At 62.7% G+C, this 13538-nt stretch carries 11 protein-coding genes; 8 read left to right on the top strand and 3 right to left on the bottom strand.

Features of this window, described 5'->3' with window-relative positions; all coding sequences use genetic code 11:
• Positions 1-105: 105 nt before the first annotated feature.
• Positions 106-1725, bottom strand: a complete 1620-nt coding sequence (locus J2Y41_RS15405; protein ID WP_309929769.1) for a DUF349 domain-containing protein — start codon at positions 1723-1725, stop codon at positions 106-108.
• Between the two features lie 66 nt (positions 1726-1791).
• Entirely contained in the window at positions 1792-2586 is a 795-nt protein-coding gene (locus J2Y41_RS15400; protein ID WP_309929766.1) for a peptidylprolyl isomerase, read from the bottom strand.
• A gap of 207 nt (positions 2587-2793) precedes the next feature.
• Here J2Y41_RS15400 and hisS point away from each other — a divergent pair, with 207 nt between their 5' ends.
• The 3 genes from hisS to J2Y41_RS15385 all read left to right on the top strand — a co-directional run bounded on the left by hisS (position 2794) and on the right by J2Y41_RS15385 (position 6914).
• The gene (hisS, locus tag J2Y41_RS15395; RefSeq protein ID WP_309929764.1) at positions 2794-4155 is read left to right on the top strand and encodes a histidine--tRNA ligase; all 1362 of its coding nucleotides are present in this window, start codon (positions 2794-2796) and stop codon (positions 4153-4155) included.
• A gap of 96 nt (positions 4156-4251) precedes the next feature.
• Complete coding sequence (gene aspS, locus J2Y41_RS15390) at positions 4252-6045, top strand: aspartate--tRNA ligase (protein WP_309929762.1); 1794 nt, start codon at positions 4252-4254, stop codon at positions 6043-6045.
• A gap of 68 nt (positions 6046-6113) precedes the next feature.
• A complete protein-coding gene (locus J2Y41_RS15385; protein ID WP_309929760.1) occupies positions 6114-6914 on the top strand; it encodes a GNAT family N-acetyltransferase in 801 nt (266 codons plus the stop codon).
• Positions 6915-6921: 7 nt separating this feature from the next.
• On the opposite strand, the gene J2Y41_RS15380 is transcribed toward J2Y41_RS15385, so the two are convergent.
• Positions 6922-7602, bottom strand: coding sequence for an acVLRF1 family peptidyl-tRNA hydrolase (locus J2Y41_RS15380; RefSeq protein ID WP_309929758.1), 681 nt, complete (start codon positions 7600-7602; stop codon positions 6922-6924).
• Between the two features lie 41 nt (positions 7603-7643).
• On the opposite strand from J2Y41_RS15380, the gene J2Y41_RS15375 reads away from it, so the two are divergent.
• From J2Y41_RS15375 to alaS, 5 genes are all read left to right on the top strand, one after another.
• On the top strand, positions 7644-9158 hold the full coding sequence (locus J2Y41_RS15375; protein WP_309929756.1) for a replication-associated recombination protein A: 1515 nt from the start codon (positions 7644-7646) through the stop codon (positions 9156-9158).
• Positions 9159-9324: 166 nt separating this feature from the next.
• The gene (rpsD, locus tag J2Y41_RS15370; RefSeq protein ID WP_216925553.1) at positions 9325-9945 is read left to right on the top strand and encodes a 30S ribosomal protein S4; all 621 of its coding nucleotides are present in this window, start codon (positions 9325-9327) and stop codon (positions 9943-9945) included.
• A gap of 157 nt (positions 9946-10102) precedes the next feature.
• A complete protein-coding gene (locus J2Y41_RS15365) occupies positions 10103-10477 on the top strand; it encodes a DUF948 domain-containing protein (RefSeq protein ID WP_216925653.1) in 375 nt (124 codons plus the stop codon).
• A 22-nt stretch (positions 10478-10499) separates the two neighbouring features.
• Complete coding sequence (locus J2Y41_RS15360; protein ID WP_309929754.1) at positions 10500-10742, top strand: DUF6167 family protein; 243 nt, start codon at positions 10500-10502, stop codon at positions 10740-10742.
• Between the two features lie 115 nt (positions 10743-10857).
• A complete protein-coding gene (gene alaS, locus J2Y41_RS15355) occupies positions 10858-13536 on the top strand; it encodes an alanine--tRNA ligase (RefSeq protein WP_224090566.1) in 2679 nt (892 codons plus the stop codon).
• Positions 13537-13538 lie beyond the last annotated feature (2 nt).

The raw sequence follows: 13538 nt of genomic DNA, 5'->3' as shown, positions 1-13538 counted from the left end.
CATTCCGTGTCCTGGCCGCAACAGTACAGGCCCTGCACCGGTCATGTGGATAACCGGTACAGGGCCTGCAGATAAACAGGGGCTCAACATGAACCCAAGGGTGGGTCAGGCGAGGTCGCTCGCTGAGCGCTGGATCTGGTCCAGCCACGCCTGACGTGCTTCAAGAGCTTCCCGCGCAGCCTTGATGCGGCGCTGGTCTCCGGCTTTTTCAGCTTTCTCCAGATCCTCCTTGAGCCCGGCGATCGCGGACTCAAGCTGCGACAAAGCGCTGTTGGTGCGGGCCTTGGTCTCCGGATTGCTCCGGCGCCACTTCTCCTCCTCAGCCTCGCGGACCGCGTCCTCCACCTTGCGAAGGCCGGCCTCGATGCGGCCCATGTCCGCCCTCGGGACCTTGCCGGCATCTTCCCAGCGGTCACGAATGGACTGCAGGGCCTTCTTGGTTGCGTTGAGATCGTTGATCGGCAGCAGCGCCTGGGCCTCAGCTACCAGCTGCTCCTTCACTGCAAGGTTGGCGGTGTACTCCTGGTCGATCTGGTCGTTCGCAGCCTGCCGGTTGCTGAAGAACACATCCTGCGCGGCCCGGAAACGGCCCCAGAGGGCGTCGTCATCCTTGCGGCTGGCGCGCGGGGTGGCCTTCCACTGATCCATGAGCCTGCGGTATTCACCGGCGGCGTAACCCCAGTCAGTGGAAGAGGAAAGCGCCTCGGCCTCTGCGATCAACGCTTCCTTGGCCACCTTGGCCGCAGAATTGTTGCTGTCCAGCTGCGAGAAGTACGCGCGGCGATGGCGATCGAATACAGTGCGTGCCGAGCGGAAGCGCTTCCATAGTGCGTCTTCATTGCTCCGGCCAAGACGGACACCGCTCTTCTGCGCAGCCTTCCACGTCTCGAAGAGTTCGTTCATTCGCGCACTGGACGTCTTCCATTGGATTTGCGCAGGATCCTGGCCAGCGATGGACTCCGCCTCTGCCACGATGGCTTCGCGCGCAGCAAGCTCGTTGGCGCGGACGGCTTCATGGGCCGCTTTCTCGGACTTTTCCAGCTCGGCGATCTGTTCGGACAGCGTGTCCAGGCGTGCTTCGGCAGAACGGATATCGCCCACCATGTTGCGCTCTGCGAGCTGCTCGCGGAGGTGGGTCACCGTCTTCTGCATGTCCGTTGCCGGGGCTTTGGATTCCACGCGGTGTTCCAGCAGGACTATCTGGGCAATGACGTCGTCGTACTTCCGGGCGAAGTAGCCCAGGGCTTCGTCAGGGCTGACACCGGGATACTGGCCAACGGCAATCTCTTCGCCATCCAAAGTGAGGAATACGTGGCCGTCACCTTCGGCGCGTCCCCACTTGGCTGCCTCTGCAAGCGAGGCGGCAGACACTGCAGGCGCAGCAGGAACGACGGCGGCAGGCGCCTTCGGGCGGGCCGCAAAGGCAGCAGGGGAAGGAGCGGGACGCGAATCGGCAGGCTTGGCTTCCTCCGCTGCGGGTGCCGCCTCAGCCGCTGGTGCTTCCTCCGCTGCGGGTGCCACCTCAGCCGCTGGTGCAGGCGTTTCTTCTGTCGCAGGCGTTTCTTCAGCGGCAGGGGCCTCGGCTGCTGCCGGTGTTTCGTCGGCCGCAACTGCGGGAGTTTGTTCAGTCGCAGGTGCTGCTTCAGTGCCGTTCAGGCTGTTTGCCTCGACTGCGTCTTGGTTGGCCACTACTGCTGTTTCGTCGGATTTCTGACTGTCTGTCACCGCTAAAAGTCTTTCGCTTGGAGGGACTGCTAAGGTACTGCACCCCGGACCGGGGCCAAAGGCTGGTTACTTCAGAGAAAACGAGTCTATCGTGACAGGTGCCACAGGGGCGCCGTCGGTCGCGTTTTCGCCCGGTTTCAGGCCGGCCGCAGCGATTTTCGTGACCACGTCCAAACCACTGGTGACTTTGCCGACCACTGTGTAACCACCGGCCGTGTCCGCAGGAATTGTCGTGTCCTTATACACAATGAAGAACTGATGACCGTTGCCGTAGGCGTTGTTTCCCGAACGGGCGACGGCGATTGTTCCAGCCGGGTATGTGTTGTCCGTTGGTGTGTTCTCCAGGGGACCCCAGCGGTAATTGGGATCATCTGAGCCGTCTTCGGACTTGGCTCCGCATTGCAGGAGGCCGAACGTGTCGGACGTTGTCAGGCGGTGGCAGAAGGCTCCGTTGTAGTAGCCGGCATCGGTGAGGGACTTGATGACGGCCGCCGCCTGGGGTGCAGCAGTTCCGTTCAGTTCCACTCCCACAACGCCGCTGTTCAGTGCGAGCTCACCGGTGAAGGTCTTACCGGCTGCGGTGTCCGGGCTGGGTATGTCTGCGCTGTTGGAGGCCGAAGGAGAGGCCGACGGGGAGTTCAGTCCGGCCTCTGCGGCGGCGAACTCTGCCTCAGTGGGGTTGGAACTGAAAACAGTAAGTTGCAGTACCACCGCGAGGATCACAGCCGCGGCGCCCGCGCCGATGGCAACAGTGTTGTCGCGTTTGCGCCGCTTGCCCTGTTCCTGCCGCAGGGCACGCTTGGCTTCCATCTGCCGGATGCGGCGTCTCGCTTCGCGGTCATCCCGCGACCTTGTTGCCAAGAGTCCTCCTGATTGTGTCCACGTTCGCCGGCCGCCTGCAGGGACCGGGCATGCTGCATTAGATGTGCACGCGCGGAAAGCATAAACTGGCTGCCGCACATAGTTTATGCATGACCGGCTGGACGCCCGCCCCATAATCGCCGAAAAGGCCTTTAAAGCTGCGGTGCTCATTCCTGAGTCAGCTTTCATCGAGGAGATTTATCCACCATGGCACGTACCGCCTCCCTGTCCGGATTCCCCGAGTGGCTTCCCCAGGAGCGGTTGGTGGAGCTCCACGTGCTGGACACACTCCGGAAAACGTTCGAACTGCACGGTTTCTCCTCCATTGAAACGCGTGCCGTTGAAACAGTCGGCCAGTTGCTGCGGAAAGGCGAGATCGACAAAGAGGTCTATGGCCTGAGCCGCCTGCAGGACGACGAAGAAGATTCCCGGTCAAGCACTACGGACAAGGCAGACAAAGCTGATCCGAATGCGCTTGCCCTCCACTTTGACCTCACTGTTCCCTTCGCACGCTACGTCGTGGAGAACGCGGGTTATCTGGCCTTCCCCTTCCGCCGCTACCAGATCCAGAAGGTCTGGCGTGGTGAGCGTCCGCAGGAAGGCCGTGCCCGCGAATTCACCCAGGCAGACATTGATGTGGTGGGCGATGGCGAGTTGCCGTTCCGCTACGACGTCGAAATTGCGCTGGTCATCGCCGAGGCCCTGAGCGCCCTCCCGATTCCGGACTTCCGCCTCAGGATCAACAACCGCAAGCTGGCTGAGGGCTTCTACCGCGGTATTGGCCTGACTGATACGGCCGGAGTCCTGCGGAGCATCGACAAACTGGAAAAGATTGGCGAAGGCAAAGTCGCTGAGCTGCTCAAGAGCGAGCTTGGCGCCTCGGATGAGCAGGCCGCACTGGCGCTCAAGCTTGCCACCATCCGCACCGAGGACACCTCGTTCGTGGAGCAGGTACGTGCCCTTGGGGTGACTGATGACCTTCTCGAGGAAGGCTTGAGCGAGCTCCAGCAGGTCATTGAGGCCGCCGTCCAGCGCGCACCCGGCAAGGTGGTCGCAGACCTCAGTATCGCCCGGGGACTGGACTACTACACGGGAACCGTCGTCGAAACCGTCCTGGTAGGACACGAACAACTTGGCTCCATTTGCTCGGGCGGCCGGTACGATGCCCTGGCCAGCAAGGGAAACCGGAAGTTCCCGGGCGTCGGCCTGTCCATCGGCGTCACCCGCCTGGTCTCGCGGATCCTGAGCCAGGAGCTTGCAACGGCTACCCGTGCGGTGCCCACTGCTGTCCTGGTCGCTTTGAACAACGACGACAGTTGGTCCGCGGCACAGGACGTCGCCGCACAGCTTCGCGGCCGCGGTATTGCTACTGAAGTTGCCGCGAAAGCTGAAAAGTTCGGCAAGCAGATCAAGTTCGCGGATCGTCGCGGAATTCCGTTTGTTTGGTTCACTGACGATGACGGCAAGCACCAGGTCAAGGACATCCGGTCCGGCGTGCAGGTGGACGCGGACCCGGCCACTTGGTCGCCGTCGGAGGAAGATCTGCACGTCCGTGTCATCACCGCCTGACCCAGGCCAGGTGATTCAGCCGCGGCCGGGGCGGGTAAACTCGGACGGGATCGTCTTTGCAATGATCCCTTGAAAATTCATGCTGAAAGGAATGCTGTGCTGCGCACACATGACCTCGGATCACTTCGCTCCGAGCACATTGGACAAACCGTTACCCTGGCCGGCTGGGTGGGCCGCCGCCGTGATCACGGTGGCGTTGCATTCGTTGACCTTCGTGACGCTTCCGGTGTCGCCCAGGTGGTTGTCCGTGAAGAAGAGGTCTTCCACGGCCTGCGGAACGAATATGTCCTGCAGGTGACGGGTACCGTCAACAAGCGTCCTGAAGGCAATGAAAACCCTGCGCTGGCTACCGGCGAGATCGAGGTCATTGCGGACAAGGTCATCATCCTGAATACCTCGGACCCCCTGCCGTTCCAGATCGACGAGCACGTCGAAGTGGGCGAAGAAGCACGCCTTAAGCACCGCTACCTTGACCTTCGCCGCCCTGGCCCCGCACGGAACATCCGCCTCCGCTCAGAGGCAAACCGCATTGCCCGCGAGTTGCTGCACCAGCGGGGCTACATCGAGATTGAAACACCCACGTTGACGCGCTCGACGCCGGAAGGTGCCCGCGACTTCGTCGTCCCCGCGCGGCTTGCCCCGGGTTCCTGGTACGCGCTGCCGCAGTCGCCGCAGCTTTTCAAGCAGCTGCTCCAAGTGGGTGGATTCGAAAAGTACTACCAGATCGCCCGCTGCTACCGTGACGAAGACTTCCGCGCGGACCGCCAGCCCGAATTCACCCAGTTGGACATCGAGGCCAGCTTCGTTGACCAGGACGATGTCATCGAGCTCGGTGAAGCAATTGTGAAGGCCCTGTGGCAGCTGATCGACGTCGAGGTCCCCACGCCCATCCGGCGCATGACGTACCTGGACGCCATGGCAAAGTACGGTTCCGACAAGCCGGACCTGCGCTTCGGCCTGGAGCTGACCGAGTTGACGGAGTTCTTCAAGAACACCAACTTCGGCGTCTTCAAGGCACCTTATGTTGGCGCCGTCGTGATGCCAGGGGGCGCTACGCAGGCGCGCCGTGCCCTGGATGCCTGGCAGGAATGGGCCAAGCAGCGTGGCGCAAAGGGATTGGCCTACGTTCTTTACAAGGAAGACGGCGAACTCGCCGGCCCCGTGGCCAAGAACCTCACCGACGAAGAGCGGGCCGGCCTGGCCGACGCCGTTGGTGCCAAGCCGGGTGACTGCATCTTCTTCGCCGCCGGCGAGAAGTCCGCATCACGGGCCCTCCTTGGCGCTGCACGAGTTGAAATTGGCCACCGCACTGGCCTGATCGATCCCAACGACTGGGCCTTCGTATGGATCGTGGACGCGCCGATGTTCGAGCCCGCTGCCGCTGCCGTTGCCTCCGGTGACGTCGCTGTGGGTGCCGGGCAGTGGACAGCCGTGCACCATGCCTTCACCTCTCCCAAGCCGGAGTTCCTTGACACCTTTGACAAGGATCCTGAGTCGGCTCTGTCCTACGCCTACGACATCGTGTGCAACGGCAACGAAATCGGTGGTGGATCCATCCGTATCCATGAGCGCGAAGTCCAGGAACGCGTCTTCCAGCTCATGGGCCTGGACAAGGAGGACGCCCAGACCAAGTTCGGCTTCCTGTTGGAGGGCTTCAAGTACGGCGCGCCACCGCACGGCGGCATCGCACTGGGTTGGGACCGCGTAGTGGCTTTGCTCGCCGGTGTCGAGTCCATCCGCGACGTCATCGCCTTCCCGAAGACCGGCAACGGCTTTGACCCGCTGACCGCCGCTCCTGCCCCGATTACGGCACAGCAGCGGAAGGAAGCCGGCGTCGATTTCAAGCCGGAAACCAAGCCTGCGGCCAAGCCGGAGACCAAGTCCGAATAAGACGGTAGCCAAGGGCTCCCCACTCATGTGGGGGGCCCTTGGTGTTCCTGCAGATGAAAGGCGCCGGGATGTTGGAACAAGCATTCTTGGAAACCCTCATGGATAAGGCGTGGCCGGCCGTGGAGCGCAATGACACGGGGGAGTGGGTGCTCCGCGCGTCCTCCGGGGTCACTCAGAGGGCGAACTCCGTGTGGCCGAGGAGCCTGCCTGGCGCGGCCGGAACTGCTGGCCTGGGCGGAACGGAAGACATAGCGCGGTCAGTCAGTTCGGCATCAGCCTGGTACAGGCAGCGGCGTCTCCCGCTCATTTTCCAGATATTCGATGACTCCCGTAGTGCAGGCCTTAACGCCGTCCTGGACGGGCAACGCTTCACCAGACAGTCCGAAACCCTGATTATGGTCCGGGGCATGGACGCCTTGGAGACCTTAAGTGCCGGGCCCAAGGGCGTAGAGGTCTCGGACACGCCCACCGATGAATGGCTTCGCTTGTGGTGGTCCGTGGATGGTCGCGGTGGCGAGGTGGAACTCGAGGTTGCCCGCACCATTCTTACCGGATGCAAGTCTCTGTACGCGCTGGTGAGGGACGACGACGGCATACCGGCCGCCGTCGGACGCCTCGCCCTGGTGGACGGCTGGGGAGGCCTCTACACGATGGCGACCTCGGTCACCCACCGCAGGCGGGGATACGCGACGATGGTCCTGTCAGCGCTGCTGGAGCAGGGGGCGGCCCGCAATCTCCAAGGTTTTTGGCTGTTGGTCACTGCATCCAACCGCGGTGCCCAGGCGTTGTATTCGCGGGCCGGGTTCGTGGAACAAGGAAGCTATCTGTATCGGCAGGCTCCTTTGAGGCGGGCGCCGGGAGGCTGCTGAGCCGTAGTTACGGTGCTGGATCAGTCACCAGGATCCGGATGGAACAGGCATCCGAAGCAGCTTTTGCAAGCGCAGCAGTTTTGGGTTCCTGTACGTCCAGGAAGGCAAGTTGGCTTCGGCTGGCCAGGGCCCGCAGGGAGGGTTGCGCCAGGACCAGGTCCACCAAGGCTCTGTCCCCGCCGGGAACAATGTACTCAACACGGTGGCCGGCGAAAATGCGCGCGGCCTGTTCCGCTGCGGAGTCCACCAATGCGTCCGCCTGGTTGGAGCGGCGCCGGGCATAACGTTGTTGGGATTGGCCACCTGCAGCCGTTCTGGACTGAACATAGCGGTTACCGCTTTTGGATTCCAGGACCTTGCTGCCGCTCGCCACGGCCACAGCGAAACCGCCCCGACGCACCAGCAGGATACCCAGACCACGTTCCTGGCCTGCAAGAGCGGCAAGCCGTTCGATGTCAGTGGCGCCACGGCCTGGACGTCCATCGACCGGCCAGGGTGCCTTCAGGAGGGCAGAAGCCCCGTCAGCGGCGCGGAGGAGGAGGCCGCCGTCGTCAGTCTCTTCAGTGAGTGGGCCATGGCTTCCGGCAAAGCGATCCACCCAACCCACCAGCCGTGATGCCGGCACGAGGGCCGTGCGGCTGGAGGCCCTCGGCGGCCGTTGTTGCGGGGCGGATGCGCGGCGGTCCACGTCGATGTCTCCTTTGTTGGAACTATGAGTAGCCTATCCATGTGGAAGATCTCTTTGGTGCCGGTGCAAACAACGACGACGAGTCGGAGGATCTGCCTGCCGCAGGGGGAGCCTCCGACGCCGCGTGGATGGCGTCCCAGCGGAGCCCGCTGGCAGTTCGGATGCGCCCCCGGACCTTGGATGACGTGGTGGGTCAACAGCACCTGTTGGGACACGGTTCCCCGCTTCGCCAGCTCGCCGCGGGCGCAGAAGCTGCCGGCCCGGCAGGGCCCAGTTCAGTCATTCTGTGGGGGCCTCCGGGGACTGGAAAGACCACCTTGGCGCACGTCATTGCCCGCGGGCCGGGGCGGAAATTCGTGGAGTTGTCTGCCATTACCGCCGGCGTGAAGGATGTCCGCCGCGTGATGGATGAGGCATTGACCGCCCGGGACCTCTATAAGAAGACCACCGTCCTTTTCCTTGACGAAATCCACCGTTTCAACAAGGCACAGCAGGACGCACTGTTGCCTGGCGTTGAAAACCGGTGGGTGGTCCTGGTGGCTGCAACCACGGAGAACCCGTCGTTCTCGGTGGTGTCACCTCTACTTTCCCGCTCCCTCCTGTTGACGTTGAAACCACTGACGGATGACGACATTGCCGGTCTGTTGCAGCGGGCTGTTGCTGATGCCCGTGGCCTTGCCGGGCGTGTGGAACTCAGTCCCGAGGCTTTGGATCACTTGGTGCGGCTCTCCGGAGGTGACGCCCGAAGGGCCCTGACTGCCCTGGAAGCTGCGGCCGGCGTCGCGTTCGGAGACAGCAATGCCGTTTCAACCGTCGTCGAAGGGGAAGGCGGAACCGACGGGACCAGCGTCATGGACGGGACCAACGTCACCGACGACGGCGAACCGGGGCTTGCCGGCGACGGCGCCCCCGACGCTCCGGTGCTGGTGGAACTCAAGCACACCGAGCGTGCCCTGGACGCCGCTGCTGTTCGTTATGACAGGGCCGGCGACCAGCACTACGACGTCGCCAGTGCGTTCATCAAGTCCATCAGGGGCTCGGACGTTGATGCCTCCCTTCACTATCTGGCGCGGATGCTGGAGGCGGGGGAGGACCCGAGGTTCGTGGCGCGGCGCATCATCATCTCCGCGGCGGAAGACATCGGCATGGCCGATCCCACCGCTTTGCAAACAGCTGTGGCAGCGGCACAGGCGGTCCAGTTGATAGGGATGCCGGAAGGCCGGATTGTCCTGGCCGAAGCTGTTGTCCACCTTGCCACCGCTCCCAAGTCCAATGCGGCGTACATGGGCTTGAACAAGGCAGTTGCCGACGTCCGTGCCGGTTTCGGCGGCGGCATCCCCATGCATCTGCGCGACGCGCACTATCCAGGTGCCAAGCAATTGGGACATGGCAAGAGCTACAAGTACGCGCATGATGAACCGCATGGGGTGGCGACCCAGCAGTACCCGCCGGATGACCTCGTGGGAAAGGACTACTACGAGCCAACCAACAACGGCGCCGAACGCGATATAACTGCCAGGCTGGAACGGCTCCGGAAGATCGTCCGGGGACAGTAGCGTGGTAGGATAGTTCCTTGTCTGGCATGACCCGACGCACAATCCCTTTGAAGATTCCTTCAATGGAGCTGTGCCGCGGGCCAGTAGCAAAAGGCAGCGGTTGGCCGATGCTCTCCCTGATGGAGGCCAGTAACACTGACACACCGCAGTAATTGGAAGGACACAAGTGGCTAACAACACTCGTGCTCGCCGTACCGCACGCCTTTCGCGTGCACTCGGCATTGCTCTGACCCCCAAGGCCGCCAAGTACATGGAGCGCCGCCCGTACGGCCCCGGTGAGCACGGCCGTGCCCGCAAGAAGCAGGACTCCGACTACGCCGTACGTCTGCGCGAAAAGCAGCGTCTCCGCGCCCAGTACGGCATCCGTGAAGCCCAGATGACCCGTGCCTTCGAAGAAGCACGCCGCACCAAGGGCCTCACCGGTGAAAACCTGGTTGAGCTGCTCGAAATGCGTTTGGACGCCCTCGTACTGCGTGCAGGCTTCGCCCGCACCATCGCACAGGCCCGCCAGCTCGTTGTGCACCGCCACATCATGGTTGACGGCATCCGCGTGGACCGCCCGTCCTTCCGCGTTGGCGAAGGCCAGCTCATCCACGTTCACAGCCGCTCCGAGGTCATGGCTCCGTTCCAGGTCGCAGCTGCTGGTGCCCACGCCCTGAACAACGTGCCGGCATACCTGGACGTCAAGCTGGACGCCCTGCAGGCCCGCCTGGTTCGCCGCCCGAAGCGCTCCGAGGTCCCCGTGATCTGCGAAGAGCAGCTCGTCGTCGAATTCTACGCTCGCTAAATTCAAGCAGCGATTACAAAGAAAGCCCGTGGCACACGCCGCGGGCTTTCTTTGTAGGTAGGGTACTGACGTTTTTTCGATAGGGTACTGGGGAGGCCTTGGTCGAAGCCGGATACCGGCCGTGCCGGGCAGCGCAACAATCTAGGAGATGAATTCTATGTCTGGTGGCGACATCGCCGGCCTGATTGCGGCAGGAGTGTTCGCACTGCTGGTCCTGCTGTTGGCCGTGCCTATCCTGAAGCTCGGTGGCGTCTTTGACGAAGTGCGCACCACCATCCGATCCATCAGCGACGGGGCGACGCCCCTCATGGACGAAGTAACCGCAACGGTTTCCACTACCAACCAGCAACTGAAAAAAGTCGACGGCATCGCATCGAACGTGTCCGACGCATCGGCGAACATTTCCGCCCTGTCCTCGCTGGTGGCTGCGACTGTTGGTTCGCCGCTGATCAAGGTTGCAGCCTTCAGCTATGGTGTCCGTTCGGCCTTCGCAGGCCGTCGCGCTCCTTCCTCCGGCCGTCGCAGCCGCTGAACCAATTGGAGACCAGGAACACATGAAAAGAATCGTTTGGATGGGCATTGGGGTGGCGATTGGCGTTATTGCCTTCCGCAAGGTCACCGAGGCCAAGGCCACTATCGGCCCGGATGGCTTGAACCGTGCAGTTGGGCGCCTTGCCGACGGCTTGTTCGATTTCGCGGATGCGGTGCGCTCAGGCATGCATGAACGCGAAGAGGACTTGAGGTCCGCGCTGGGCATTCAGAGTGCGGATATCAACACCAGCCCCGCCCGGCGCTAGCGAACACGGTTCGCCCCAGAGCCCACAACAAGGCAGAATGGAAAGCTGCGGAACGGCAACGGCCGGTGCCGCGCACAACGTGTGCAGTGAATTGAGAAGGGTAAGTAATCAGCTAATGAAGTCGCAGGAGATCACCAAACGCTGGGTGGACTTTTTTGTCAGCAAGGGCCACACCGCCGTTCCCTCCGCGTCGCTCGTTTCCAGCGACCCGTCACTTCTCTTTACTGTGGCAGGCATGGTGCCGTTCATTCCTTACTTGACGGCCCGCGAAGAGCCTCCTTACACACGCGCCACGAGCGTCCAGAAGTGTATCCGCACCGGCGACATCGAGGAAGTCGGCAAGACGGCACGGCACGGCACGTTCTTCCAGATGTGCGGCAACTTCTCCTTCGGGGACTACTTCAAGGAAGATGCCATCAAGTTCGCTTTCGAGCTGCTCACCAAGAGCGTTGACGACGGCGGCTATGGGCTTCCTGCCGAACGCCTCTGGGTTACGGTCTACGAGGAAGACGACGAAGCCAAAGAACTGTGGCTCAAGAACACGGGCATTCCGGCAGAACGCATCCAGCGCATGGGCAAGTCGGATAATTACTGGCACACGGGCCAGCCCGGTCCCGCAGGCCCCTGCTCGGAGATCTACTACGACCGCGGTCCCGAGTACGGTATTGAAGGCGGCCCCATCGCCGACGAAACGCGCTACATCGAGATCTGGAACCTCGTGTTCATGCAGTACCAGATCGAGAACGTGCGTTCCAAGGTGGACTTCGACATCGTGGGCGAACTGCCGAACAAGAACATTGACACCGGCCTGGGCATGGAACGCCTCGCGATGATCCTCCAGGGCGTCGAGAACATGTATGAGACAGACCAGGTCCGTCCTGTCATTGACAAGGCTGCAGAGCTGTCCGGCCGTGAATACACCTCTGCCGAGTCAGCAGATGACCCCCACCACACTGACGACGTCCGGATGCGTGTTGTTGCCGACCACATCCGCTCGGCCCTGATGCTCATTGCTGACGGAGTAGCACCTTCGAACGAAGGCCGTGGCTATGTCCTGCGCCGGCTGATCCGCCGGGCCGTCCGTGCGATGCGCCTGCTCGGTGTCGAGAAGGCCTGCCTGCCGGACCTTCTTCCTGCTTCCCGTGACGCCATGAAGGGTGTCTACCCGGTAGTGGAGACGGACTTCGCGCGCATCAGCCGTATCGCTTACGCCGAGGAAAAGGCGTTCCTGCGCACCATTGCCTCGGGTACAGCCCGCCTGGAGGATGCAGTGGCCGAATCGAAGGCTGCAGGGGTTCCCTTGTCCGGCGCCGATGCTTTTGCGCTGCATGACACTTACGGTTTCCCCATTGACCTCACCTTGGAAATGGCTGAAGAAGCCGGCCTTAAGGTTGACGAAGCCGGCTTCCGCTCGCTCATGCTTGAACAGCGTCAGCGCGCACAGGCAGATGCCAAGGGCAAGAAGGGCGGCCACGCCGATCTCACCGCCTACCAGGAGATGCTTGGCCAGGGCGAGACTACCTTTACCGGTTACGACGAGCTTGAGGGCGAGTCCAAGGTCCGCGGCATCGTCAGCGGCGGTCGGCGCGTGGCCCACGCTTCCACGGGCGACGAAATCGAAGTGGTCCTCAATGAGACGCCGTTCTATGCAGAAGCCGGTGGACAGTCGGCCGATACCGGCCTGATCACCGGCGACGGATTCGTCGTCGAGGTCCTGGACGTCCAGCGCCCGGTAAAGGGTCTGAGCGTCCATAAGGCAATCGTCCGGGAAGGTGAGATCGCCACCGACGCCCTGGTGCGCGCCGCCGTCGACCGTGAACGGCGCCACGCGGCCGAGCAGGCGCACACTGGGACGCACATTGTGCATGCCGCGCTGCACCAGATCCTGGGCCCGGAAGCTACCCAGCGTGGTTCCTACAACAAAGCCGGCTACCTCCGCTTCGACTTCGCCTGGGGTGAGGGCCTGAGCCCCGCCACGCGTTCGGAAATTGAAGAGGTTTCCAACATCGCCATCCGGAACAACTACCGGGTAGACACCAAGGTCATGGGCTTGGCCGAGGCCAAGGCCCTGGGCGCCATGGCCCTGTTCGGCGAGAACTACGGCAGTGAAGTACGCGTGGTGGAGATCGACGGCGCGTGGTCCCGCGAGCTTTGTGGTGGCACGCACGTGTCCAATACTTCCCTTATTGGCAGCCTTTCCCTGTTGGGTGAGCAGTCGGTTGGTTCCGGAAACCGTCGTGTGGAGGCCTTCGTGGGCTTGGACGCTTTCCGCCACCTGGCGGCCGAGCGGGCACTCGTTACGGAACTCACAGAACTGTTGAAGGTTCCCTCCGGCCAGCTCGCGGACCGCATCTCCAGCACCTTGAACAAGTTAAAGGCAACAGAGAAGGAACTCGACCGCCTTCGCAAGGAGCAGCTGGCTGCAGCGGCCGCCAACCTGGTGGGTACCGCCAAGGACGCCGCGGGTGTGCGGGTTGTAGCCCACGACGCCGGCCAGGTGGGTGGCGCAGACGATCTCCGGAACCTTGCCCTGGACCTCCGCAGCCGTTTGGGATCCGAAGCCGCCACTGTGGCCGTAGCCGGTGTCAGCAACGACCGGCCCGTCATTTTGATCGCCACGAATGAGGCTGCCCGTGAAGCCGGTGTGAAGGCCGGAGCTTTGGTGCGCCTTGCCGCGGGAATCCTCGGTGGTGGCGGCGGCGGCAAGGACGATGTCGCCCAAGGCGGCGGCACCGACGCTGGGAAGGTCTCTGAGGCCCTCACAGCGGTGGTGGATGCGATAGCCAAGCGCTAACG

Origin of the sequence: Arthrobacter sp. 1088 (assembly GCF_031455315.1) — a bacterium.
GTDB lineage: Bacteria > Actinomycetota > Actinomycetes > Actinomycetales > Micrococcaceae > Arthrobacter.
Note: the sequence above shows the minus strand (reverse complement) of the source record. Positions and strands in the feature narration are given on the sequence as shown.